The 24,072-nt window shown below is 64.4% G+C and carries 22 protein-coding genes; 8 read left to right on the top strand and 14 right to left on the bottom strand.

Features of this window, described 5'->3' with window-relative positions; translation table 11 throughout:
- Nucleotides 1-4: 4 nt before the first annotated feature.
- The 5 genes from ACFVTG_RS18920 (at nt 5) to ACFVTG_RS18900 (ending at nt 7,175) form a co-directional block, all read left to right on the top strand.
- Entirely contained in the window at nt 5-1,117 is a 1,113-nt protein-coding gene (locus ACFVTG_RS18920) for a threonine aldolase family protein (protein WP_390282428.1), read from the top strand.
- A gap of 61 nt (nt 1,118-1,178) precedes the next feature.
- Nucleotides 1,179-1,835: a DUF3000 domain-containing protein gene (locus tag ACFVTG_RS18915; RefSeq protein WP_390282427.1), complete on the top strand. Its 657-nt coding sequence runs from the start codon at nt 1,179-1,181 to the stop codon at nt 1,833-1,835.
- 70 nt (nt 1,836-1,905) lie between these two features.
- Nucleotides 1,906-3,258, top strand: coding sequence for an HRDC domain-containing protein (locus ACFVTG_RS18910; protein WP_390282426.1), 1,353 nt, complete (start codon nt 1,906-1,908; stop codon nt 3,256-3,258).
- A gap of 468 nt (nt 3,259-3,726) precedes the next feature.
- Complete coding sequence (locus ACFVTG_RS18905) at nt 3,727-5,028, top strand: thiolase family protein (protein WP_390282425.1); 1,302 nt, start codon at nt 3,727-3,729, stop codon at nt 5,026-5,028.
- Entirely contained in the window at nt 5,025-7,175 is a 2,151-nt protein-coding gene (locus ACFVTG_RS18900) for a 3-hydroxyacyl-CoA dehydrogenase NAD-binding domain-containing protein (RefSeq protein ID WP_390282424.1), read from the top strand. Before ACFVTG_RS18905 ends, ACFVTG_RS18900 begins: the two co-directional genes overlap by 4 nt.
- Before the next feature lie 10 nt (nt 7,176-7,185).
- Here the strand turns inward: ACFVTG_RS18900 and ACFVTG_RS18895 are convergent, their stop codons facing one another.
- From ACFVTG_RS18895 to ACFVTG_RS18855, 9 genes are all read right to left on the bottom strand, one after another.
- Nucleotides 7,186-8,256, bottom strand: coding sequence for a nucleoside hydrolase (locus tag ACFVTG_RS18895; protein ID WP_390282423.1), 1,071 nt, complete (start codon nt 8,254-8,256; stop codon nt 7,186-7,188).
- 10 nt (nt 8,257-8,266) lie between these two features.
- A complete protein-coding gene (locus ACFVTG_RS18890; protein WP_390282422.1) occupies nt 8,267-9,244 on the bottom strand; it encodes an aldo/keto reductase in 978 nt (325 codons plus the stop codon).
- Between the two features lie 39 nt (nt 9,245-9,283).
- Nucleotides 9,284-9,499 (bottom strand): hypothetical protein, encoded by a 216-nt coding sequence (locus ACFVTG_RS18885; RefSeq protein ID WP_028266791.1) that lies wholly within the window; start codon nt 9,497-9,499, stop codon nt 9,284-9,286.
- Nucleotides 9,500-9,529: 30 nt separating this feature from the next.
- Entirely contained in the window at nt 9,530-10,090 is a 561-nt protein-coding gene (locus ACFVTG_RS18880; protein ID WP_078105496.1) for a hypothetical protein, read from the bottom strand.
- Nucleotides 10,087-10,662: a DUF402 domain-containing protein gene (locus tag ACFVTG_RS18875; protein ID WP_390282420.1), complete on the bottom strand. Its 576-nt coding sequence runs from the start codon at nt 10,660-10,662 to the stop codon at nt 10,087-10,089. The genes ACFVTG_RS18880 and ACFVTG_RS18875 overlap by 4 nt, the downstream gene beginning before the upstream one ends.
- On the bottom strand, nt 10,659-12,632 hold the full coding sequence (gene dxs, locus ACFVTG_RS18870) for a 1-deoxy-D-xylulose-5-phosphate synthase (RefSeq protein WP_390282419.1): 1,974 nt from the start codon (nt 12,630-12,632) through the stop codon (nt 10,659-10,661). The genes ACFVTG_RS18875 and dxs overlap by 4 nt, the downstream gene beginning before the upstream one ends.
- Nucleotides 12,633-12,784: 152 nt before the next feature.
- Nucleotides 12,785-15,616 carry an aconitate hydratase gene (locus ACFVTG_RS18865; RefSeq protein ID WP_390282418.1) on the bottom strand — a complete coding sequence of 944 codons (2,832 nt, stop codon included), beginning with the start codon at nt 15,614-15,616 and terminating at the stop codon, nt 12,785-12,787.
- Nucleotides 15,617-15,756: 140 nt separating this feature from the next.
- Nucleotides 15,757-17,154, bottom strand: coding sequence for a class I SAM-dependent RNA methyltransferase (locus tag ACFVTG_RS18860; RefSeq protein WP_390282417.1), 1,398 nt, complete (start codon nt 17,152-17,154; stop codon nt 15,757-15,759).
- Nucleotides 17,154-19,127, bottom strand: coding sequence for an APC family permease (locus tag ACFVTG_RS18855; protein WP_390282415.1), 1,974 nt, complete (start codon nt 19,125-19,127; stop codon nt 17,154-17,156). Before ACFVTG_RS18855 ends, ACFVTG_RS18860 begins: the two co-directional genes overlap by 1 nt.
- Before the next feature lie 110 nt (nt 19,128-19,237).
- Between ACFVTG_RS18855 and ACFVTG_RS18850 the strand changes: the two genes are divergently transcribed.
- Complete coding sequence (locus tag ACFVTG_RS18850; protein ID WP_284752024.1) at nt 19,238-19,912, top strand: TrkA family potassium uptake protein; 675 nt, start codon at nt 19,238-19,240, stop codon at nt 19,910-19,912.
- Nucleotides 19,909-20,640 carry an NAD-binding protein gene (locus tag ACFVTG_RS18845; protein ID WP_284752023.1) on the top strand — a complete coding sequence of 244 codons (732 nt, stop codon included), beginning with the start codon at nt 19,909-19,911 and terminating at the stop codon, nt 20,638-20,640. The genes ACFVTG_RS18850 and ACFVTG_RS18845 overlap by 4 nt, the downstream gene beginning before the upstream one ends.
- On the opposite strand, the gene ACFVTG_RS18840 is transcribed toward ACFVTG_RS18845, so the two are convergent.
- The 4 genes from ACFVTG_RS18840 to dut form a co-directional block, all read right to left on the bottom strand.
- Nucleotides 20,610-21,401: a DUF3159 domain-containing protein gene (locus ACFVTG_RS18840; RefSeq protein ID WP_390282414.1), complete on the bottom strand. Its 792-nt coding sequence runs from the start codon at nt 21,399-21,401 to the stop codon at nt 20,610-20,612. The genes ACFVTG_RS18845 and ACFVTG_RS18840 overlap by 31 nt on opposite strands.
- Nucleotides 21,398-21,751, bottom strand: coding sequence for a hypothetical protein (locus tag ACFVTG_RS18835; RefSeq protein ID WP_390282413.1), 354 nt, complete (start codon nt 21,749-21,751; stop codon nt 21,398-21,400). Before ACFVTG_RS18835 ends, ACFVTG_RS18840 begins: the two co-directional genes overlap by 4 nt.
- Entirely contained in the window at nt 21,744-22,493 is a 750-nt protein-coding gene (locus ACFVTG_RS18830) for a DUF3710 domain-containing protein (protein WP_284752020.1), read from the bottom strand. The genes ACFVTG_RS18835 and ACFVTG_RS18830 overlap by 8 nt, the downstream gene beginning before the upstream one ends.
- A gap of 111 nt (nt 22,494-22,604) precedes the next feature.
- Nucleotides 22,605-23,117, bottom strand: coding sequence for a dUTP diphosphatase (gene dut, locus ACFVTG_RS18825; RefSeq protein WP_284752019.1), 513 nt, complete (start codon nt 23,115-23,117; stop codon nt 22,605-22,607).
- Between the two features lie 99 nt (nt 23,118-23,216).
- Between dut and ACFVTG_RS18820 the strand changes: the two genes are divergently transcribed.
- Entirely contained in the window at nt 23,217-23,717 is a 501-nt protein-coding gene (locus ACFVTG_RS18820) for a DUF3093 domain-containing protein (RefSeq protein ID WP_390282412.1), read from the top strand.
- Here ACFVTG_RS18820 and ACFVTG_RS18815 read toward each other — a convergent pair.
- Entirely contained in the window at nt 23,714-24,013 is a 300-nt protein-coding gene (locus ACFVTG_RS18815) for a DUF4193 domain-containing protein (protein ID WP_078105507.1), read from the bottom strand. The two genes, ACFVTG_RS18820 and ACFVTG_RS18815, sit on opposite strands and share 4 nt — an antisense overlap.
- Nucleotides 24,014-24,072 lie beyond the last annotated feature (59 nt).

Genomic DNA, 24,072 nt, shown 5'->3' with positions numbered 1-24,072 from the left:
AAGCGTGAATGAACAAGTGACGAGCACTACAGAAGAATTCCCGGCTGCCCTCGACACGGAAGCCGTTGGGCGCCTCCACGATCCCTCCGTCCGCGGTTTCGCCTCGGACAACTACTCCGGCGTCCACCCTGAAATCCTGGCGGCCCTGGCCGCAGCCAATGGCGGCCACCAGGTCTCTTACGGGGAGGACCAGTACACGGAGCGGCTCCAGGAAGTCATGGAGGAGCACTTCGGCGCAGGCATCGAATGCTTCCCCGTCTTCAACGGGACTGGCGCGAACGTGTTGTCCCTGCAGTCACTGCTGCCGCGCTGGGGTGCGGTCATCTGCGCATCGACCGCCCACATCAACATGGACGAGAACGGCGCACCGGAGCGGATCGGCGGCATCAAGCTTCTCCAGGTCCCGACGCCGGACGGCAAGCTGACTCCGGAATTGATCGACCGCGAAGCCTGGGGCTGGGGCGACGAACACCGTGCGCAGCCCCTCGCCGTCTCCATCACGCAGACCACGGAACTCGGCACGTGCTACACGCCGGAAGAAATCCGGGCGATCGCCGACCACATCCATGCCAAGGGCATGAAACTGCACATGGACGGCGCCCGGCTCGCCAATGCCGCCGCCCACCTTGGCGTGCCCTTGCGGACATTCACCCGCGACGCCGGCGTCGACATCTTGTCCTTCGGCGGCACCAAGAACGGGCTGCTGTTCGGCGAAGTAGTCGTCGCCCTGAATCCCGAGGCCGCCCACGGGCTGAAGTTCCTGCGCAAGATGAACATGCAGCTGGCCTCCAAGATGCGCTTCATTTCGGCCCAGTTCATCGCGCTTCTTGAGTCCGGGCTGTGGCTGCGCTCGGCGGAACACGCAAACGCCATGGCCTCGCGGCTGCGTGCGGCGGTCGACTCCATCGAGGGCGTGGAGCCTACGCAGGCCACGGAGTCCAACGGCGTCTTCGCGGTACTCCCCGCCGGCGTCGCCGATCGCCTCCGCTCCTCCTTCAAGTTCTACGACTGGAACGAAGCGAACCGCGAGGTGCGTTGGATGTGTTCCTTCGATACCACGGAAGAGGACATCGATTCCTTCGTTGCCGCAATCAAGCGCGAACTGGCGTCCGCATAGGCAACGGGACGGGGCGGCGTGGCTTCAAGGTTTCGCCGCCCCTGACACATAATCTGCGAAGGTGAACGCACTCGCACAGGTTCCCCCGGATTTCTTGCATGCGTTGGGAACGCTACGAAAAGCAAAGTGCCGGAGCGAGCTGCGGCTCGCGGAAATTCCGGCACCCTCCCGCTTGGCCCCCTACGCCGTGGCCCTGGGAGCGGAGGTCTTCAGCCGGTCCACCCGTCCCGGCCGGACCCCTGTCCATGGCCCCGCGGCCATGGCATTTTCCAGCGAGAACACTCCCGGTACGGCCGATGATGAAGACGATGAACTCGCAACAGGCAGGTTCATCTTGCTCCACGACCCCGACGGCTCTGCAGTATGGGACGGGGAATTCCGGATCGTCACCTATATCAGGGCCCAGCTGGACGCCGACATGGGCAACGATGCCATGCTCGGTTCGGTGGCCTGGACATGGCTCGTGGACGCCCTGGAGAACCATTCGGCCCAGTACCGCGCGGCCGGCGGAACGGCCACACGCATCCTGTCCGAGAGCTTCGGGACGTTGGCCGAAAGACCGGAAACCATCGACATCGAACTCCGCGCCTCATGGACACCTGGCTCCTCCGATGCCCAGGCACATCTGGAGGCATGGTGCGACATGGTCTGCACGTTCGCTGGCCTCCCTCCCCTGCCTCCCGGCGTCACGCCCCTGCCGAACCGGCGGCTCACATGAAGGCCGTTTGTAGTCCGCTGGAGCCCCTGGCCGGACCGGCCGAGCACAGAGTCGGTAAACTGAAGGCACCATGACCCCTGAAAATCTGGAACCCACCACAGCCGGCGCTCCGGCTGCTGATCCCACACCACACATCACGGTAGACGGCTTTGAGGGCCGGATACCCGAGATCATCGATCTGGATGCCCCACGCGAGGGCGTGCCCCTTGTCATCGACACCATGGCCGGCTTGGAGCGTTGCGCCGCTGCCATCGCCGCCGGATCCGGCCCCGCCGGGGTCGACGCCGAACGCGCCTCCGGCTTCCGCTACGGGCAACGTGCCTTCCTGGTGCAGATCAGGCGCGACGGAGCAGGCACCTGGCTGATCGACCCCGAGCCCTTCGATGACCTGAAAATCATCAATGAGGCGCTGCGCGGCGTCGAGTGGATCCTGCACGCCGCGACGCAAGATCTTCCCTGCCTGGCCGAGCTTGGCATGTGGCCCGACAAGCTCTTCGACACCGAGCTGGCCGCACGCCTTGCCGGGCTGCCCCGCGTAGGCCTGGCAGCCGTCATCGAGCAACTCCTGGGCTTCGGCCTCGCCAAGGAACACTCGGCCGCCGACTGGTCCACCCGGCCCCTCCCCGAACCCTGGCTGCGGTACGCGGCCCTCGACGTCGAGGTGCTCGCCGAACTGCGGGAAGAACTCATCGAGCTCCTGGAAGCGGACGGCAAGCTTGAATTTGCCGAACAGGAATTCGCCGGCATCCTCGGAGCAGGACTTCCAGCCCCGCGGGTGGACCCGTGGCGAAAGACCTCCGGACTGCATCAGATCCGTGACCGCCGGCAGCTGGCCGCTGTGCGCGAGCTTTGGTACGAACGCGATCAGCTCGCGCGGAAACGCGATGTTGCTCCCAGCCGCCTAATTCCCGATTCCGCCTTGGTCGCAGCCGCCAAGGCCATGCCCACCACCGTTCCGCAGCTCCTGGCCACCAAAGGTTTCCACGGTCGGGCCGCGCAGCGCGAAGCACCACGCTGGCTTCGCTGCATTGCCGCCGCGCGGAACACCGAAGACCTTCCACCGCTGCATCTTCCAACCAACGCTCCCCCGCCGCCCCGCGTCTGGACAGACCGCGATCCCGAAGCCGCGGCGCGCCTGGGGACTGCCCGGCCCCGGCTTCAAGAGGCGGCCGATGGGCTCAAACTTCCCGTGGAGAACCTCCTCACTCCGGACTACATGAGGCGCGTGCTGTGGCGCCCGCCGTCGGAGATCACCGTGGAGTCCGTATCGGAGGAACTGCGCGCGCTCGGCGCCCGCGAGTGGCAAATCGCCATCACGGCGCCGATCCTGGCCGAGGCGTCACTGAATCCGCAACCACTGCCGCCCAAGGAACCCAAAGAGCCACGGAGCCCGGCTTCCACGGAACAGGCCCCGACCCCCTAGCAGGAGGTTCCCGCCTCCCCTTGAGACCCTCGCTCACAAACAAGCCCTCCCGGCCCGACGCTCGCTCACAAACAAGCCCTACCGGCCCGCCCCTCGCTCACAAACAAGCCCTACCGGCCCGACCCTCGCTCACAAACAAGCCCTACCGGCCCGACCCTCGCTCACAAACAAGCCCTACCGGCCCGACGCTCGCTCACAAACAAGCCCTCCCGGCCCGACGCTCGCTCCCCACATCCTCGCTCCCCACATCTGGGACTTTTCCAAGTGGATTCCCTAGTGATGTGAGCGAGGGTCCGCCGGAAACCCGTCATATGTGAGCGAGGGTCCGACGGGAGACGGATATATGTGAGCGAGGATCGGTATTGATCTCCTTGCGCGCTAAGTTACCGGCGAGTAACATGGCCGTAAATGACACCGGCTTCCCCTGTGAGGGCTGTCCGGCATCCATGTCTCAACGAGGAGCCACACATGAGCCAAACCGGGAACAGCGCCAAGCCGCGGGCAGTCCGCGACGTCGTCTTCGTGGACGGTGTCCGGACGCCGTTCGGCAAAGCGGGCGAAAAGGGGATCTACGCGGGCACACGTGCCGACGACCTCGTGGTCAAGTGCATCCGCGAACTGATGCGCCGCAACCCTAGACTGCCCGCCGAACGCGTTGACGAAGTTGCCATCGCCGCCACGACGCAGACCGGCGACCAAGGCTTGACCATCGGCCGCACCGCGGCCCTCCTGGCCGGCCTCCCCCGCACCGTACCGGGCTTCGCGATCGACCGCATGTGTGCCGGAGCAATGACCGCGGTCACGACGACGGCGAGCGGCATCGGTTTCGGCCCGTACGACGTCGTGATTGCCGGCGGTGTGGAGCACATGGGCAACCACCCCATGGGCGCCGGTGCGGATCCCAACCCGAGGTTCATGTCCGAGCGGATCGTGGATCCGGCCGCCCTGAACATGGGCAACACCGCCGAGAACCTGCACGACCGTTTCCCGTCGATCACCAAGGAGCGGACGGATACCTACGCCGCGGCGTCGCAGGCAAAGCTTGCTGCCGCCTACGGCAAGGGCCAGATCCAGCCCGACTTGGTCCCGGTCGCCACCATGAAGCCCGGACAAGGCTGGACAGTGAACACCATCGACGAGCCGCCACGCCCCGGCACCACGGTAGATGACCTCGCGGAGCTCCGCACGCCGTTCAGGGCCCACGGCCGCGTCACCGCGGGCAACGCCGCCGGCTTGAACGACGGCGCGACGGCGGCAGTCCTAGCTTCCGCGGACGCCGCCGAGGAGCTCGGCTTGTCCGTGAAGATGCGCCTGGTCTCCTATGCCTTCGCAGGCGTCGAACCCGAAGTCATGGGCATCGGACCGGTCCCGGCCACCGAGAAGGCCCTCAAGAACGCCGGACTCGGCATCGAGGACATCGGCCTCTTCGAGATCAACGAGGCCTTCGCCGTTCAGGTCCTGAGTTTCCTGGACCACTTCGGAATCGCCGACGACGACCCGCGCGTCAACCGCTACGGCGGGGCAATCGCCGTCGGGCATCCCCTCGCCTCGTCCGGCGTGCGGCTCATGAACCAACTGGCCCGCCAGTTCGAAGAAGACCCGTCAGTCCGGTACGGCATCACCACGATGTGCATTGGCTTGGGAATGGGCGCCACAGTGATCTGGGAGAACCCGCGTCACGTGGACTACACCAACTACAACAGCCACAGCAGCTACAACAGCGAGACCGAGACCGCCGTCGACACCGAGAGCAAGGGAGCCGCAGCATGAGCGCCGCCGAATTCCAGAAACTGGCCGGACTGTTCCCGGACGAGACAGTGACCCATTCCTATGTCCAGGACATCGAACTCCCCGGCAACGCCGGAACGTTTGCCCTGATCACCTTGGACAACGGACTGGACCACACCAAGCCCACCACCCTTGGACCCAATACCCTTGTCGAGCTGGGGACGGCGCTTGAAGGCCTGAAGGTTCGCGCTGCGCGCGGCGAGATCGTCGGTGTCGGTGTCACTGGCAAGCCGTATTTCCTGGTGGCCGGAGCGGATCTCTCGGCGGTCAAGCGCCTCGAAGAGCGCGAACACGGGCTGTGGATGGCGCAACTGGGCCACGACGTCTACGCGACGCTGGCCGATCTGGGTGTTCCCAGCTTCGCCTTCATCAACGGCCTCGCGCTCGGTGGTGGCCTCGAAATCGCCCTCCAGTCCACGTACCGCACGGTCTCCACGGGCGCCGGCGCCCTCGCCTTGCCGGAAGCCTTCATCGGGCTCGTCCCCGGTTGGGGCGGCGTCTACATCCTGCCGCGACTCATCGGCCCGGAAAACGCCGTCAAGGTCATGATCGAGAATCCGCTGAGCAACAACCGCACGCTCACCGGTCCCCAGGCTTTCCAGCTCGGCATCGCCGACGCGATCTTCGAACCAGCGGACTTCGTGGAGCAGTCCATTGCCTGGGCCGCGAAAGTGATCGCGGGCGAGACCGTCCCGGAGCGGAGCAACTCCGTGGACCCGGAGGATCCCGCCGTTGCCGAACGCTGGGCCGGCGCCGTGGCAGCAGGTCGTGCGTTCGTGGAAGCCAAAACCTCAAACGCATCACCGGCTCCGGCCAAGGTGCTGGATATCCTCGAGGCCAACCGGACCATGGGCAAGGCGGAATCCGCGGCCCTGGAATGCGAGACGCTCGCAGAGTTGATGCAGACGGACGAGTTCCGTTCCACCGTCTACGCCTTCCTGGACCTCGTGCAGAAGCGCTCCAAGCGGCCTGCCGGTGCGCCCGACCGCAAGCTCGCGCGTCCGGTGACGAAGATCGGCGTCGTCGGTGCCGGCCTGATGGCGAGCCAGCTCGCCCTGCTGTTCGCGCGCCAGCTCAAAGTACCCGTGGTCCTGACGGACATCGACCAGGAGCGCGTGGACAAGGGAGTCGCCTATGTCCATGCGGAGGTGGACAAGCTGCTCGGCAAGAAGCGGATCAGTTCCGACGCCGCGAACAGGACCAAGGCCTTGGTCAGCGGCTCCGTCTCCAAGGAGGCATTCGCCGACGCCGACTTCGTCATTGAAGCCGTCTTCGAAGAACTCAACGTCAAGAAGCAGGTCTTCGCTGAAGTGGAGGCCATTGTCTCCCCCGAATGCATCCTCGCAACCAACACGTCCTCGCTCTCCGTAACCGCGATGGCTGAGGATCTGCAGCACCCGGAACGCCTGGTCGGTTTCCACTTCTTCAACCCGGTTGCTGTCATGCCGCTCCTGGAGATCGTGCGTGCCCCGAAGACCGACGACGCCGTGCTGGCCACCGCCTTCGAGCTCGCCAAGGGATTGAAGAAGACAGCCGTGCTGGTCAAGGACGCGGCCGCCTTCGTCGTCAACCGGATCCTGCTGCGGCTCATGGGCGAAGTCATTGCCGCGTTCGACGAAGGGACGCCGGCGGAAGTCGCCGATTCGGCGCTGCGCCCCATGGGCCTGCCGATGAGTCCGTTCACCCTCAGCGCGATGGTGGGCCTTCCGGTCGCCCAGCACGTCCAGGAATCGCTGCACACTGCCTTCGGCGAACGTTTTGCGGTATCCCAGAACCTGCAGAAGCTGATCGACAACGGGGTAAAGTCACTGTGGGCTCCTGGTCCTGACGGAAAGCCGGTCATCCCGGCGGAGACGTTGGCGCTCATGTCCTTCGGCACCACGCCGTCCACAGCCGGGGAAGTCCTGCGTCGCACGCAGGACGCCCTGGCTGAGGAAATCGGACTCATGTTGTCCGAAGGCGTAGTGGCAGGGCCTGAAGACATTGACCTCTGTGTCATCCTCGGAGCTGGCTGGCCGATGTTCCTGGGCGGGATCACACCCTATTTGGACCGGGTGGGCGCTTCCGAGCGTGTCAACGGCAAACGCTTCCTGGCACCCGGGATCGCTTCGAAGCCGGTGGCCGGATAGCGTTCCGCCGTCAGGTGTCCGACAGGCTCCGGGCAAGGCCGCCCAATGAGCGCACCAGTTCGGCGAAGGCTTCGCTTGGGTGGTTTTCCGAGACGATGCGGGCGTTGGGCGGCTCGCCCCACAGTCCGCGGAAGTCCGCCACGGTGGTTCCGATAAGCCTGGGGGCCGTTGTCTCAACGTGCACTGTCGCCGTACGGGTGCTGTACCTGGCGGTTCCCGCGGCAACGGACGCCGCGAAGTAGTCGTGGATGTGCGCCACATAGCCCTGGTCGTAGTGGCGATGGAACTCGAAATAGAAGCGCAGCATGTCGCTGAGGTGCCGAACGAGTTCATTGGAGGCAGTGCTGCGCCGCCTCTCCGGCTGCTCCGGAAGGACAAGTTCCGGCTCCGCGCAGCCCGCCGCGGAAGCCAGTGCGGCTACGTGTTCGGGTGTCAGTTCGATCCGTTCCGTGGTCTCCAGCGCGCACACCACGGGAAGGCATTCCTCGGGAAGGCCGGAGAACGCCGCAAACACCTCGGCGGCTGCGTGCGGATCAACGTGCGTGTTCCACTCGGCGGTGGGCGTCGTGTTGCCCTGGTAGTAGTAGCTGCCACCCATGATCACGACGCCGCGCAGCAGCTCCGGCAGCCGAGGCTCGGCCCGCAGGGCAAGGGCGAAGTTGGTGAGGGGCGCCGTCAGCAGGGCGGTCAGCTCCCCCGGCCGTGACCGGACCGCTTCGACCCAGAGTTCGACGGCGTCGGCGTTGTTCACCTGTCCGTGCGGTTCCGGCAGCTCGGCGTAGCCGACGCCTTGGGGCCCGTGGGTTTCCGGGGTGGTGGTCAGCGGAATCCGCAGCGGCGCCAGCGCACCGATCGCAACGGGGACATCGGGGCGGCCACACAACTCGAGCAGGGATAGGTTGTTGCGTGCAACCTGCTCCGCCCCGACGTTGCCCGGAGTACTGCTCACGGCTACGAGCTCCACATGCGCCTGGCTGCACAGATAAGCAAGGGCGAGGGCGTCGTCGATTCCCGTGTCGCAGTCCACCAGCAAGCTCACGGACTCGCGCCGGCCTACAGCCGCTGCCTGCTCCGCGTTCATGGAACGCTCCTTAGAAGAGGGCGACCTTGGGCGTACGCGGGAAGATGTCATCCAATTCGTCGCGTTCTTCAGCCGTGGGCACCCAACGCACCGCCTTCGCGTTTTCTGCGATTTGCTCAGGGCGGGTGGCTCCCGCAATAACGCTGCTGACTGCGGGCTGGGCGGCCAGCCAGGAGAAGGCCAGCTGCAGTTCGTTCAGGTCCCGCTCCTTGGCGAATTGGCTGAACCTGCCCAACTGGACCCAGTCGGCGTCGTTGACCATGTTGGTCCGCGTATGGCTGAGGCGCGATCCTTGCGGGGCGCTGCCTGGAGCGTATTTTCCCGTCAGGAGGCCGTTCGCCAAGGGGAAATACGGCAGGACACCGAGACCGAACGCCCGGGCGGCCGGCAGCACTTCAAGTTCCGCGCGACGGTCCAGCAGGTTGTAGTGGTTTTGCGTCGAAATGAACCGCGCACCGCCCTGCATCCGGGCGACGTATTCGGCTTCGGCGATCTGCCAGCCCGCTCGGTTGGAATGGCCGATGTACCGGACCTTGCCGCTTGTCACGAGGTCATCGAGGGCTGCGAGGGTCTCGTCAACGGGGGTGAGAGGGTCCGGGGTGTGGTACTGGTACAGGTCAATCCAGTCGGTGCCGAGGCGGCGCAGCGATGCCTCGGCGGCCTGGATGATGTAGCGGCGCGATCCCCGGGAACCGAAATCGTTGCCGTTGGCGCCGTGCATGTCCATGCCGAATTTCGTGGCCACGATCGCGTCGTCCCTGCGACCTTTCAGGGCGACGCCCAGCATGGTCTCGCTCAGGCCGGGCTCCCGGCCATAGACGTCTGCAACGTCGAATAGGGTCACGCCGGCATCCAAAGCAGCATGCACTACTGCGTTGGTACCTTCTTGCGATTCCGTGGCCGTATTGGCCCGGCCGAGATTGTTGCACCCCAAACCGACTACTGAGACGGTCAATCCGGAATTTCCAAGACGGCGATATTCAGTCATGGTTTCACCCTACAACGCCCGCGGTGGCCAATCCGCCGCTCAGGATCCGAAGGCGATTCCTGCCTCTTCCATCGCGTCGTGCAACTGGGCCATGACCTTGGGGCCCATGCCGTGCAAGGCCGCCACCCGCCCCTCGCCGAACTCGGCGAGCTGTTCCAAGGTCTCCAGCCCCTCGTGGGCGAGTGCCCTGCGTGCCGGAGCGGACAAACCCTTGGGCAGCGGAGTGTGTCCGGGCCAGTTGCTCTTGGGCGCCATGCGTGTCCCTTCGAAGCGGTGATGTAGTCCTTAGAGGGTAAAGCCCGCACCGGTTTTCGGCGAGTGTTTCACTTTGAATGCGGTTGGTTCGGCATGGGGCGCCGCCGCGATGCTCAGCTTGGTGAAGTCCAGGTCTTCTCCCCTGATGCACACCTTGATGGCGTTGACGGCCTTGTTGACGTCCGGGCACAGGCAAAAGATGTTGAGCTTCGAATCGCTGATATCGGAACGATCCACGGTGCCCAGGCCCCGCCAGGCCAGTTCGCTCGTCAGCGCGGCCTTGGCCTTGCGTTCAAGGTAGCGGTCGCGGTCGGTGCCGTCCTTCGTCTTGAGCGCGATCTGCGCGACAACCCAAAACTGCTCAGTCTCGGGAATCTCCGCATAGCCGTCCTCTTCGCATTGCGCGGCAAAGGCCGTCATGAGGCCTTCGACGGCGGACTCGTCCTCGACGTCGGTTTCGTCAGTGCTGCTCTGGTGTCCTACGACCCCGTGGTTGATGACGAACTGCTTGAATTCGTCGTCGTACCAAGCCTCGCGGAAATGCAGGACCGCTTCGTCGTCGCGCTTGTAGGTGCGGATAATGCCGCTCATGCCCGTCCTTTTCTGAACCACTCCGCGCAGGTGCTGTTTGGACCTGTGCCGTCGAAGGGTGCCTGTTTTTTGGATACTGCCCGGAACAACTCGTCACATTCGTGCCGTATGGATTCGACCACGCCGTCGGGATAAGCCATGGAGGCGCGGTGCTCGTCGAATTCGTCCTCGTCGTCAATGAAGACGTCCCTGTGCACGGAGCGGATGACATCGAGATCCATGTCAATCACGTGGAATTCGGACACACCAGGCTCGATGGTCTTCCACTCGTGTGCCGTGGCGAGGTCGACGTAGATCCGAAAATCCCCCGGGTAGCTGTCGTCGTAGAAGGTGGCAACATATTCGCCTGAACGCGGCACGAGGAGCACCGCGTCGGACGCGGTGTAGAAGGCCGCCCCCGGCCGGGAACAGAACTCACCCTGCCCTTGGAAGATCCACCAGCCGTGGATGTCTTCGCCGAGATAGCTCCCCGGGACAACCCAGTGGGCGGTGCCATCCCATTTCCGGTTTCGGGCAACCACCAGGTCGCCTGGTTGGAGTCCTCCCGGCAACCGCGATGAGTCCCCGCTCACAGTGTGGGAAGACTGCCTGTGCTGGGATGTTCCTGTCCTGGCAGGGGCCGCGCGAATGGCACCTTTGTCCCCAGGACCTGCGCGACGACGTCGTGCGTTATCTGTTGGGCGGTGAGCCCTACCCGCTCGAGAACCTGGCTCCTGGTTCCATGGTCGAGGAATTCGACCGGAAGCCCCACCTCGTTGAGGGCCGTGTCCACGCCGGCCGCGCGCATCTCCTGCCGGATCCGGGAGCCGACGCCGCCCGCGCGGACGCCGTCTTCGATGCAGATCACTAAACGGTGCCGGGCGGCGAGGGCAATGATGGACTTGCGTACAGGCAGGACCCACCGCGGATCCACCACTGTTGAACTGATGCCTTGGGATCCGAGCCGGGACGCGACGTCGAGGGCGAGCTCGGACATCGCGCCGACGCTGACAATCAGGACATCGTTCTCCGTGGAGCCTTCGGGGCGGCGCGCCAGCACGTCGACGCCGTCGAAAAGCCGTTCGATCGCTTCGATCTCGCTTCCCACGCTGCCTTTGGAGAAGCGCACCACGCTTGGTGCGTCGGCGATGGCAACCGCCTCGCGGAGTTCTTCCCGCAGGCGGCTAGCATCGCGCGGAGCTGCGAGATGCAGCCCCGGCACAATCTGGACCATAGCCATGTCCCACATGCCGTGGTGGCTGGCTCCGTCTGGGCCCGTCACGCCGGCGCGGTCCAACACAACCGTCACCCCGGCTTTGTGCAGGGCGACGTCCATGAGCAGCTGGTCGAAGGCACGGTTCAGGAACGTGGCGTAAACGGCCACGACCGGGTGCAGTCCGCCAAAGGCCATGCCTGCGGCCGAAGTGAGTGCGTGCTGTTCGGCGATGCCGACGTCGATCACTCTTTGTGGATGCCGTTCCGCGAACTTGTGCAGTCCGACGGGGATCAGCATTGCGCCGGTGACACCTACGATGTCTTCGCGCTCATCGGCGATGTCCGCGATTTCCTCGGCGAACACCGATGTCCACGAGCGGGCTCCGCCGGCTTCGGTGGGTTCGCCAGTCTCCGGATCGATGATCCCGACGGCGTGGAACTGGTCCGCCTCGTTGGCGAGGGCAGGTGCGTAACCGTGGCCCTTTTCTGTCATCGCGTGGACGATCACGGGGCCGCCGTAATTGCGGGCAGTAGTCAGCGCGTGCTCGAGGGCCCGCATGTTGTGGCCGTCGACAGGGCCGATGTACTTCATGCCCAGGTCTTCGAACATGCCCTGCGGAGCCCACCAGTCCTTGATGCCCTTCTTCATGGCATGAAGGCTCCTGTAGGTGAACTGGCCGATCGGTCCGCCGCTCTGCAGTTTCTTCTTCCACCAGTCCAACACCACCTCGTAGGTGGGCGCTGCCCGGAAAGAATCGATCGTGGGGCGGAGGGAAGCGAGATAGTCGGCAAGGCCCCCGACTGTGGGGGCATAGGAGCGCCCGTTGTCGTTGACGACGATCACCACGCGGCGTCGTTTGTCCGCGGCGATGTTGTTGATCGCCTCCCAAGCCATGCCGCCCGTCAGGGCGCCGTCACCGACGACGGCGACAACGCAGCGGTCGCCCTCACCGGTCAGCTGGCGGGCGCGGGAGATACCATCGGCCCAGGACAGGGAAGAGGACGCGTGGGAACTCTCCACGATGTCGTGCTCGGACTCGGCCCGATCAGGGTAGCCGGACATGCCCCCTTGCTGCCGGAGGGTGCTGAAATCCTGCCTGCCGGTCAACAATTTGTGGACGTAGGACTGATGGCCGGTATCGAAAACGATGCTGTCGCGGGGCGAATCGAAGACCTTATGGATGGCCATGGTGAGTTCCACCACGCCAAGGTTCGGTCCAAGGTGACCACCCGTTTGAGCGACGTTGGTGATGAGGAAAGTCCTGATCTCGCCTGCAAGCTGCTCCAGCTGCTGACTGGTGAGCTTGGCCAGGTCCTGCGGGTTCCGGATTGTCTCCAAAAGTCCCAACGGCCCCTCCTTAGGGTGATTGACGTGCTATACAACTCTAACGCCTTGGCCGGAACCAAGCCGCAGGAAAGGCTACAGCCCCGGCAGGTCGATGACCAGCCGGGGCTGTAGCTGTTGCCTTCCAGCTCAGGCGGAACCTGAGCAAACTTCGGCTAGTGTGCCGAAATTTGGCGCAAAACGTACTGCAGGATGCCGCCGTTGCGGTAGTAGTCCGCTTCGCCCGGGGTATCGATGCGCAGCACGGCGTCAAAGGACTTGGTGCTGCCGTCCTCTGCCGTTGCGCTGACCTTGAGCGTCCTCGGCGTCGTGCCGTTGTTCAGCTCGGTGACGCCCTCGACGGAGAACGTTTCCGTGCCGAGCAGGCCCAGCGACGCAGCGGATTCGCCGGCCGGGTACTGCAGCGGGAGGACGCCCATGCCGATGAGGTTGGAGCGGTGGATGCGCTCGTAGCTTTCGGCGATGACAGCCTTGACGCCCAGCAGCGCGGTTCCCTTGGCAGCCCAGTCACGGGATGAGCCGGAGCCGTACTCCTTGCCGGCCAGGACCACCAGGGGGGTGCCGGCTGCCTGGTAGTTCTGGGCAGCGTCGTAGACGTAGGCCTGGGGGCCGTCCGCCTGGGTGAAGTCGCGGGTGAAGCCACCCTCGACGCCCGCACCGTCGTTGAAGTCAGCGAGCAGCTGGTTCTTGATGCGGATGTTCGCGAAGGTTCCGCGGATCATGACCTCGTGGTTGCCACGGCGTGAACCGTAGGAGTTGAAGTCCTTGCGCTCCACACCATTGGCCAGAAGGTACTGGCCTGCCGGGGTGTCCGATTTGAAGGAGCCGGCCGGGGAGATGTGGTCGGTAGTGACGGAGTCGCCCAGCTTCAGCAGCACGCGGGCTCCGGCGATGTCCGTTACCGGTTCCGGCTGAGCCTTCATGCCTTCGAAGTACGGGGGCTTCCGCACGTACGTGGACTTGGCGTCCCAAGCGAAGGTGTCGCCTGCCGGGGTGTCGAGTGCCTTCCAGCGGTCGTCGCCGTCGAAGACGCCTTCGTAGCCGCGGGCGAACATTTCCTTGTCGATCGAGGAATCGATGACCTTCTGGACCTCGACGGGGTTCGGCCAGATGTCCTTCAAGAAGACGTCGTTGCCGTCCTGGTCCTGGCCCAGGGGATCGGCGTCGAAGTCGAAGTCCATGGTTCCGGCCAGGGCGTAGGCGATGACCAGCGGCGGGGACGCCAGGTAATTCATCTTGACGTCCGGGTTGATGCGGCCTTCGAAGTTGCGGTTGCCGGAGAGGACAGCCGTGACGGAAAGGTCGTTGGCCTGGATGGCCTCGGAGATTTCGGCGTCGAGCGGTCCGGAGTTGCCGATGCAGGTTGCGCAACCATAGCCCACGATGTAGAAGCCGAGCTTCTCCAGGTAGGGAGTCAGGCCGGACTTCTCGTAGTAGTCGGTGACAACCTTGGAGCCGGGAGCGACCGAAGTCTTGACCCACGGCTTGGAGGCGAGGCCCTTGTCCACGGCGTTGCGGGCGAGCAGCGCGGCAGCCAGCATCACGGAGGGGTTGGAGGTGTTGGTGCAGGACGTGATCGAAGCGATCGAGACGGCACCGTGGTCCAGTTCGAATTCGCGGCCGTCAGCTGTTGTGACGCCCACCTTGTTCGACGGGCGACCGTTGGACTTCGGTCCGTGTGCGTGCGGAGCTACGTCCGCCAGGTGCGACGCGGAGGCGGTGAACGACGGCGAATCGGAGGCCGGGAAGCTCTCGTCAATCGCTTCGTCCAGGCTTCCGTCGGCCAGGTCTTCCTTCACGTAGTTGCGCAGGTCCTCGCGGAACTGGGCCTTGGACTCCGTGAGGATGATGCGGTCCTGGGGACGCTTCGGGCCCGAGATGGAGGGAACAACCGTGGACAGGTCGAGCTCGAGGTACTCGGAGAACTTGATCTCGTGCGAGGGGTCGTGCCAGAGGCCCTGTTCCTTCGCGTACGCCTCGACGAGGGCGACGTTCTGCTCGGAGCGGCCGGTGAGGCGCAAGTAGTCGAGCGTGACGTCGTCGATCGGGAACATCGCTGCCGTGGAACCGAACTCGGGGCTCATGTTGCCGATGGTGGCGCGGTTGGCCAGCGGCACGGCCGCAACGCCTTCGCCGTAGAACTCCACGAACTTGCCGACCACACCGTGGTTGCGCAGCTGCTCGGTGATGGTCAGGACGACGTCGGTTGCGGTGGCGCCGGCCGGGATGGAGCCCGTGAGCTTGAAACCGACAACGCGCGGGATCAGCATGGAGACCGGCTGGCCCAGCATGGCAGCCTCGGCTTCGATGCCGCCAACGCCCCAGCCCAGCACGCCCAAGCCGTTGACCATGGTGGTGTGGGAGTCCGTGCCGACGCAAGTGTCGGGGTAGGCGCGGAGGACGCCGTCAACTTCACGGGTCATGACGGTGCGTGCCAGGTATTCGATGTTGACCTGGTGGACGATGCCGGTTCCCGGGGGAACAACCTTGAAGTCGTCGAAAGCAGTCTGGCCCCAGCGCAGGAACTGGTAACGCTCGCCGTTGCGCTGGTATTCGATCTCCATGTTGCGCTCGAGGGCGCCGGAGTTGCCGAAGGCGTCGATCTGCACGGAGTGGTCGATGACCATCTCAGCAGGAGCCAGCGGGTTGACGCGCTTGGGGTCGCCTCCGAGGTCCTTGATGGCTTCGCGCATGGTGGCAAGGTCAACCACACAGGGAACCCCGGTGAAGTCCTGCATGATGACTCGGGCCGGGGTGAACTGGATCTCGGTGTCTGGCTGGGCATTCGGATCCCAGCCGGCCAGGGCGCGGACGTGGTCGGCCGTGATATTGGCGCCATCTTCCGTCCGCAGGAGGTTTTCAAGCAATACCTTAAGGCTGAACGGAAGGCTGTCTGCGCCCTCAACGGAGTTCAACCGGAAAATTTCATAATCGGTGCCGGCTACATTCAGTACGCCTTTGGAACCGAAGCTGTCCACAGTGCTCATGGCAGGACTCCTCTCGCAACAGCTTTCATCTTTGTCGCGTGGTTGACCGCTAGCTAGTTAGGCAAGCCTAATCTGAGCGCCGTGCCGGTCGGTGGAGAAGTGAAGCGCGACGTAGGACTTCTCCACCATCGTAGTGTCGGCTATGCCGCGGGCACCAGCAACGCAACGGTCTCCAGATGATGCGTGTGCGGATACAGGTCAAAGGCCCGGACGGATTCAAGCCGCCATCCGCCGTTCCGGAAGTACCCCAGATCACGCCCGAAAGAGGCCGGATCACACGACACATAGGCGATTGCCCGCGGCCCGGACTCAATGAGCTGGCTGACCACGGCTTTGCCGGCACCCGCCCGCGGCGGGTCGATCACCAACGCGTCGAAGCTCCGGGGGCGCTGCCGGAGGACACGTTCCACCCTGCCCTGGACGATTTCCACCTGGGTCTCTCCGTGCAGATTCTTGCGGGCATCCCTGCTGGTCCCGGGCGATCCTTCGACGGACAGTACCGAACCGGTGACCCCCACCGCATCCGCCAAGGGCGCCGTAAACAATCCGGCTCCGGCGTAAAGATCGGCCACGGCCGATCCCGGAAGGAGGTATCCGCCGTCGTGCAGGAATCCCGTCACCGCCCCCACCAGGGTCCCGGGCGCATCCTTGTGGATCTGCCAGAACCCTTCTCCCGTCACACGGTATTCGTGACCGGCGGCCGATTCCTGGACCCACGTCCTGCCGCGCAGCTGCAGGACTTCTCCGCGGACGGGGTCGAAGGATGCCACTGACACCTCATGCGGGAGCTGGCCCAGGATCCGGTTGAGGCGCCGGGCATCGGTGCCTTCTTCCGGTGCAAGAAGGACGAGCGGACGCGATCCATTGGCAGGCGCAGCCACTTCCACCCGCGGTATCCCCCGCAGGTCGATGTCCCAAAGCCGCAACTCGTTGATGCCCGGCAGTGCCAAGGGCATCTCGTGGACCGGAATGACGACGTCGGAGCGGTGGGCATGCATCCCCAGCCGGCCCTCGGGGGTGACGGCGAAGCTGGCACGGGTCCGCCAGCCAAGCCCCTTATCGCCGTCGGACCCTGTAACGCCGCCGGGGCCCGGGTCACCCGCGGCCGCCGGCTCCACCTCGACATTGAGTTCGACGCCGGCGAGCCGCTTCAGTTGCTCGGCGAGCACTTCGGATTTGAGCAGGCGCTGCCGTTCCAGTGTTACGTGCCCGAGTTCGGCGCCGCCCACGGGCGGACCGCCCTTGCTCCAAGCCGCAAGCGAGTCGGCGAGCGGCCAGAAATGGCGGGTCCGGTCGTCGGACGCTTCCAGGACGTCGACGACGTCGGCGCGCCAGAAACGGGAAGACTCTCCCGCGTCGGTCAACCGGACCCGGACCTTCTCCCCCGGGATGCCGTGCCGGACAAAAATGACCCGGCCTTCGTGCCGTGCGACAAAGTGGCCGCCATGGGCGATGGGGCCGACGTCCACCACCAGCTCCGTGGCAGCTCCGTCCTGGGCCGTCGGCGAGCTGGATTGGGTGTTGCTGGGGTGGGTCATTAGGTATCCTGCAATGCCTTTGCTTCTTCGGAGGACTTCAATTGCCATGGAACGCTGGCCACCATGACGCCGGGTTCAAAGTGGAGCCGGGCCTTGATGCGCAATGCGGTCTGGTTGTGGACGAGCTGTTCCCACCACTTGCCGACGACGTACTCCGGAATGTATACGACGATCAGGTCGCGCGGGGAATCGCGGCGCATGTTCTTGACGTAGTCCAGGATGGGCGTGACGGTTTCGCGGTACGGGCTCGCCAAAACGGTCAACGGGACCGGAATGTCCAGCTTGTCCCAGGCCTCGACGGTGTGCGCCGTTTCCTCGTGGTCGATGTCGACGATGATGGCGTCCAGCCGCGACGGCCTCGACGCCCGGGCGTAGGCGAGGGCCCGCAGCACCGGTTTGCGGACATGGGACACCAGGAGCACGGCGTGGACCCGGGTAGGCAACGCACGCGGGGACGAATCCTCGTCAACGGCCAGTTCCTTCGCCACATTGTCGTAATGGGCTCGGATGCTCCACATGATGAGGAACAGGACGAACATCGCCAGGAGGGCGATCCAGGCGCCTTGTTCGAACTTGGTGATCAGCACAATGGTCAGCACCAGCGCTGTCATGGCGAAGCCGAGCATGTTGATGGTGCGGGACTTCACGATCCTGCGGCGGACGGCCTTGTCCTGCGCGAGTTTGAGTTCCCTGCCCCAGTGCCGCACCATGCCCAGCTGGCTCATCGTGAAGGAAATGAAGACGCCAACGATGTACAGCTGGATGAGCTTGGTGACATCGGCGTTGAACGAAATGATGAGGACCAGGGCCCCGGCCGCAAGGGCCAGGACGCCGTTGCTGAAGGCCAGGCGGTCTCCGCGGGTCCGGAGCTGGCGGGGAAGGTAGCCGTCCTGGGCGAGGATCGAGCCGAGGACGGGAAATCCGTTGAATGCCGTGTTGGATGCGAAGACCAAGATGACACCCGTGGCGGCGACCACGATATAGAACGGGATGGACCCTGCTCCAAAGATGGTCTGCGCAATCTGGCTGATGGCCGGATTCTGGATGTAGTCGTCCGGCAGCGCCTGGCCATGCAGGAGGAATTCTTTGGCAGGATCCAGCACAATGTGGACCTTGGTGGCGTTGGCAAGGTAGATGATGCCTGCGAGCATCGCCGAGGCGATGACTCCGAGCAGCAACAGAGTGGTGGCCGCGTTCTTGCTCTTGGGCTTCTTGAAGTTCGGCACACCGTTGCTGATGGCCTCCACGCCGGTCAGTGCGGCCGCGCCGGAGGAGAAGGCCCGCAGGAGCAGGAACGCCCCGGCCAGGCCCACGAGTCCCTGGTCGAATCCCTCTTGCGGGACGATCGTGAAGGCCGCCGAGGGAGCCTGGCCGAGTTGGCCTGTGGCCGCCTGGAAGATACCGACGGCCGTCATGCCCAGGATGGAGAACATGAAGATGTACGTGGGAACTGCGAAGACACTGCCCGCTTCCTTGATTCCGCGCAGGTTCACGAGGGCCAGGATGACGACGCCGACAGTGGCGATGAGCGCCTGCTGCCCATGCATCGACGGGATCGCGGTGGTCAGGTACGCCGCTGCGGAGGACATCGACACGGCGACGGTGAGGACGTAGTCCACCAACAAGGCAGCGGCGACGGTCAGGCCCGCGAACTTTCCCAGGTTGACGTTGGCGATTTCGTAGTCTCCGCCACCGGAAGGGTAAGCGTGGACATTCTGCCGGTACGAGGCAACTACCGTGAGCAAGACCACCATGACCGCGAGGCCTACGAGCGGCGAAATGGCCACGGCACTCACACCCGCGAGGGCCAGCGTCAGCAGGATTTCGTCAGGGGCGTACGCCACGGAGGACAGGGCGTCCGAGGCGAAAATCGGCAGCGCAATGCGCTTGGGAAGCAGGGTGTGGGCCAGACGGTCGTTCCGGAACGGCCGCCCCACCAAAACCCGCTTCGCGGCGTTGAGAATTGTCAGCACTCCGCAAAGCTACTCTGAATCGAACGCGATGTCATGACGGCGGACTGGCTTCCGCGACTTGCCCCGGTAGAGTCTTACCGAGCGGCATGCATAAGAGTGAAGGAGAAACCGTGGCTCACTTTGTGATCATGGGTTGCGGACGAGTTGGCGCAACGTTGGCGCACACCTTGGAAGACGCCGGCCATTCAGTGGCAATCATCGACCAGGACGACCGTGCCTTCCGCCGCTTGCGCAGCGGATTCACCGGCAGGAAAGTCACCGGCGTCGGCTTTGACCGGGACACCCTCAAGCAGGCAGGTTGCGAGGAAGCGTACGCCTTCGCCGCCGTCTCCAGCGGTGACAACTCCAATATCCTCGCCACCCGGGTAGCCCGTGAGACTTTCCATGTTTCGCATGTTGTAGCCCGCATCTACGATCCCGGCCGCGCCGAAATCTACCAGCGCCTGGGCATCCCCACGGTGGCCGCCGTGCGTTGGAGCGCGGACCAGGTCCTGCGCCGGATCCTGCCCGAACAACACCTGGCAGGCGATTACCGCGAACCCTCCGGCCGGCTTGTTTTGTCCGAAGTCGACCTTGACCAAGGCTGGATCGGGCACCCGTTGACTGCCATCGAAGCAGCGTCCGGAATCCGCATCGCTTTCCTCACCCGCTTTGGTGAGGGCGTCCTGCCCCAGGCCGGAACGGCGTACCAGGAGGGCGACACCGTGCACGCCATGTTGAATCTGGACCGCAGCGCCGAGGTGGCGCGCATCCTTTCCAGCGCACCTGCCAAGGAGTCTGAGTGAAAGTCGTTATTGTCGGCGCAGGCAGCGTCGGTTCATCGATCGCGCGGGAACTGCTCGCCCACAAACACGAGATCATGCTGATCGACCTCAAACCGGAGGTCATTGGGCGCAGCGGGCTCCGCGGGGCCCGCTGGCTCGTGGGCGATGCATGCGAATTGAGCACGCTGCAGGAGGCGAAGTTGGAAGGGGCCGACGTCGTCGTGTCGGCGACCGGCGACGACAAAGTCAACCTTGTGGTGTCCTTGCTGGCCAAGACCGAGTTCGGCGTGGGCCGCACGGTGGGCCGCGTGAACAATCCCAAGAACGACTGGATGTTCAACGATTCGTGGGGCGTCGACGTCGCTGTCAACACTCCGCAGCTCATGACGGCGCTCGTGGAAGAAGCCGTGGAAATCGGTGACCTCGTCCGCTTGCTGACCTTGCAGACGGGCGTGTCCTCGCTCGTGGAATTCACGGTTCCCCACGACTCGCACATCATCGGCAGCACCGTTGGCGGCACCGAATGGCCCGAAGACGCCACCCTGGTGGCGATCCTGCGGGACCATGCCCCCATCACCCCGAGCCGCGACGACGTGATCGACGGCGGCGACGAACTGTTCTTCGTCACGACCATTGCCGCCGAAGACGGGCTCAGGGCCTTGTTGTCCCCGTCCGCGGCCGACCACGGCTCAGTTGAGGTCGAGGAAGAGTTTGCGGATCAGTCCGACGACGACGGCTTCGACGGCTGAGGATCCTTGTTCGGCTTCTGGCCTGGCGTCGGCCGGGTCAGGAGCCAGGCAATCCAGAGACCCAGGATGTATAGCGGAGCGCCCATGATCAGCCTCATGGTAGCGAGCGCGGCGAGGCCCGGGTCGCCCATGAAATACAAGGGCACCTGGACCACAAGCCGTAGTGCCAGTACCCCAATGACCACCCACGTGCCGATGGCATAGGCCCGCAAGCGCTCCGGGTTCTTCCGCCATTCGAAGCCTTCGTTGCGGACGAATCCGAACAGCAGACCGGCGATCGGCCACTTGAGCAGGATCGACAGCACCATTCCCACGATGTACGCGATATTCGTATAGAAGCCCAGGACATAGAAATCCTCGGCCTTGCCGGTGGTGTTCGCGAGCCAAGCGGAGATGGCGACGCCGGCGATCCCGGCAAGCGCCTGGGTCAACGGGCGCCGTTGGACCAGGCGGACCACGGTGAAGACGGCTGCCGCCGCGAGGGAGGCAATCAGGGAGGCCGGAAGGTTGCGGGTGACCATGAAAGCGATCAGGAAGACGAGGCCGGGCACGATGCTCTCGGCGATCCCCTGGATACCCCCGGCCGATTTGAGGATGTCGACGTGTCCGTGGCTGTTGCGTTGGAGCCCGGCTTTTTCGGCATAGCCTGCGGCGAGGTCCGCAATGCTCGGCCCCTGGGTTCCCTGCCCGGTATCCCCTGCCGGGCCGGGCTTTTCCTGGATTGGCTTTTCCTGGGGGTCGGATCCGTTGGCGACGGTCATTGGTGCTCCTGCCGGGAGAGGATTTCGTAGCGCGGATTGAACATGGTGGGCATCCCGTCCCGCTGGGTAACCATGCCTTCGAGCCGCAGGACAGTCCCGGGTTCGATGCCTGGCACTTTGCGGCGCCCGAGCCAGATGACGCGCAAGCGGGTCAACGGACCAGTGTCGCCCCTGTGCGCAATCCGGTCGACGACGATCGCCGAGAAGTGTGCTTGCTCGTTGGCCGGCTGGTAGGTCACCGACTCGATGAAACCCGTGCAGTCGACCCGTCCCCGGATGGGGAGCTCAGTAAGGGGCAGGGGCGCCGGGCCGCCCTGGGCGGCAGCGGCTTGGGCCGCTTTGTCAGCCAATCTGGGTGATCTCCGGGCCGCGTTCGGGCCGCTGAAGCTCCGGCGTTTCTTGGGGAGCTCCGTGCTGCCCGGGGGCTACGGCGTCCTTGGGGAGCTTCAGCTGAAGCAACTCGCGGGGCGGCATGGGGTTGTCTCCGCGAATGACCACAACCTTGCGGAAGAGGTTCTCAAGTCCTTCGGCCGCGTCCCTGTCCAAAGCCGCCTGGCCGCCGATGACGCCGCGGAGGAACCAACGGGGTCCATCCACGCCCATGAACCGGGCAGCCCGGAAGCCACGTCCGCCGTCGGCGGATTCGGTAGGAAGTTTGGCGATGAGTTCCGTGCCGAAGGTGCCGACGATTTCCTCGACTTCGCCTCCCTGGCTGGCTACGGACTGGCCGATTTGTTCGCGGATCTCGTCCCACAGCCCTTCGGAACGTGGAGCGGCAAACGCCTGGAGCTGGAGGCTCGAGCCATCGAGGTCCATGGTGACCGCTACTACCCGCTGGGTTGCCTCTTCTACCTCAAGGCGCAGTTGAAGGCCCTCGGAAGGTTCGATCAGCAGGGCGCCAAGGTCCACGTAGCCATCTTGGCTATCGATTTCGCTGGCATCCAACGGCCCCTTGGATAGACGGAAGTCGCCCTTGGCGGCTCCGGTGGTTACCGTGCCCGCGTCCTGCCGCGTCGTCGCGGCATCGGCCTGCTCAGTACCGTTGTCTTTCGGCTGCTCGGCCTTGGACTTCTTTCCGCGCCCAAAAAGCATCGGGTTGTCTCCTTAGTAGTGGTCTACCCCCCAGTAAACCGCAGACTGCCCGTCAACTCGCGGGCAGCATGGCAATCAGCTCTGTACGGTGCAGATTGTCGGGGGTTGTTGCTAGCTCACGGCCGGCGCGAAGCCTCCGGTGGATCCAAAGCCGCCGGTGCCGCGCGAGGTGTCGGACAACTCCTCCACGGAAACGAACTGCGCGTACTCGACGCGCTGGATCACCATTTGAGCAATTCTATCGCCGCGCTTGAGTTCGATTGCCTGGTTTTTGTCTGTATTCAAAAGCGTCACGGAAATTTCACCTCGGTAGCCGGCATCAACCGTCCCGGGAGCGTTCACCACAGTGAGTCCGTGCTTGGTGGCCAGCCCTGACCGCGGGTGTATCAACGCGACAAAGCCGTTTGGCAACGCGATTGAGACGCCCGTAGGAACGAGCTTCCGCTCTCCCGGGGCGAGTGATACGTCCGCGCGGGCCCGCAAGTCCGCACCGGCATCACCGGGGTGGGCGTACGACGGCGCTTCCAAACCGGCGTCGAGCATTTTCAGTTGGACCTGAAGGGTCGGCGCACCGTATTCGGCGAAGGTGTCTGCGGGGTTGGCTACTGCTGTTTCGTGGCTCACAGTCACATATTCTATCGTCCGCGGGGTACTGCGACCGTTGCAGTCGCAGGGCATCAGGCGGGTTAATTCCAGGGGCCACAGTCCCGATAAGCTGGTGGTATGCCTGAATCGACTGCTTCCGTACCCGTGCCGCACCATTCCTCGACTGGAACGGGCGTCCTGTTTACGGAAAAGCTCTGGCCCTCCCTTTGGATCTGGATTGTCGTGGTCGGCTTGTCCGCCGCGGGCATCCTGATGTTCGCGCCGATCAGCATTACCGCGGGCATTATCGCCGCGCTGGTCCTCTTCGCGGTCATGACCACCATGCTGGTGTTGTCCACTCCTGCGATTGTGGTGGACCAAGACACTGTCCAAGTAGGACGTGCCACTATCCAGCGCGAATTTGTCGGCGCAGTCACCGCCTATCGCAAGGACGAAGCCACCGCGGAGCGCGGTACCCGGCTCCACGGGCTGGCGTTCCTGTGCCTCCGCGGCTGGATTGATCCCGTGGTTCGCATTGAAATCACCGACCCGGCGGACCGCACTCCGTACTGGCTGACGTCAACGCGCCGCCCCGACGAACTGCTGGCAGCGCTGTCCAAGCAGGCCTCCCGAGGCTAGCTTTCGCATTCCTTGCAGTACAAATGCCCGTCTTTCTCCCGCGCAATCTGGGAGCGGTGTTTGACCAGGAAGCAATTGAAGCAAGTAAATTCGTCCGCCTGCGGAGGCAGGACGCGGACCAGCAGCTCTTCGCCAGACAAGTCCGCCCCGGGGAGCTCGTAGGCATCGGCCAAATCAGTCTCATCGATGTCAACAGCCGATGATGACTGTTTCTCGGTGCGATGCGACTTGAGTTCCTCGATCGAGTCCTCGGTGTCTTCTTCCGTCTTCCGAGGGGCATCGTAGTCCGTTGCCATGGTCCCTTCTTCGTTCTCCCTTGTGCTCCACGCAGGGCTTGCGGTCCTGTCGACCAGAA

It is taken from the genome of Arthrobacter sp. NPDC058127 (assembly GCF_042884555.1).
Classification (GTDB): domain Bacteria; phylum Actinomycetota; class Actinomycetes; order Actinomycetales; family Micrococcaceae; genus Arthrobacter.
Note: the sequence above shows the minus strand (reverse complement) of the source record. Positions and strands in the feature narration are given on the sequence as shown.

Excerpts from the sequence above, each read along its gene's own strand:
- ACFVTG_RS18910 (WP_390282426.1), top strand. The coding sequence starts at position 1,906 with ATGACCCCTGAAAATCTGGAACCCACCACAGCCGGCGCTCCGGCTGCT.
- ACFVTG_RS18905 (WP_390282425.1), top strand. The coding sequence starts at position 3,727 with ATGAGCCAAACCGGGAACAGCGCCAAGCCGCGGGCAGTCCGCGACGTC.
- ACFVTG_RS18900 (WP_390282424.1), top strand. The coding sequence starts at position 5,025 with ATGAGCGCCGCCGAATTCCAGAAACTGGCCGGACTGTTCCCGGACGAG.
- ACFVTG_RS18895 (WP_390282423.1), bottom strand. The coding sequence starts at position 8,256 with ATGAACGCGGAGCAGGCAGCGGCTGTAGGCCGGCGCGAGTCCGTGAGC.
- ACFVTG_RS18890 (WP_390282422.1), bottom strand. The coding sequence starts at position 9,244 with ATGACTGAATATCGCCGTCTTGGAAATTCCGGATTGACCGTCTCAGTA.
- ACFVTG_RS18885 (WP_028266791.1), bottom strand. The coding sequence starts at position 9,499 with ATGGCGCCCAAGAGCAACTGGCCCGGACACACTCCGCTGCCCAAGGGT.
- ACFVTG_RS18880 (WP_078105496.1), bottom strand. The coding sequence starts at position 10,090 with ATGAGCGGCATTATCCGCACCTACAAGCGCGACGACGAAGCGGTCCTG.
- ACFVTG_RS18865 (WP_390282418.1), bottom strand. The coding sequence starts at position 15,616 with ATGAGCACTGTGGACAGCTTCGGTTCCAAAGGCGTACTGAATGTAGCC.
- ACFVTG_RS18860 (WP_390282417.1), bottom strand. The coding sequence starts at position 17,154 with ATGACCCACCCCAGCAACACCCAATCCAGCTCGCCGACGGCCCAGGAC.
- ACFVTG_RS18840 (WP_390282414.1), bottom strand. The coding sequence starts at position 21,401 with ATGACCGTCGCCAACGGATCCGACCCCCAGGAAAAGCCAATCCAGGAA.
- ACFVTG_RS18830 (WP_284752020.1), bottom strand. The coding sequence starts at position 22,493 with ATGCTTTTTGGGCGCGGAAAGAAGTCCAAGGCCGAGCAGCCGAAAGAC.
- ACFVTG_RS18820 (WP_390282412.1), top strand. The coding sequence starts at position 23,217 with ATGCCTGAATCGACTGCTTCCGTACCCGTGCCGCACCATTCCTCGACT.
- ACFVTG_RS18815 (WP_078105507.1), bottom strand. The coding sequence starts at position 24,013 with ATGGCAACGGACTACGATGCCCCTCGGAAGACGGAAGAAGACACCGAG.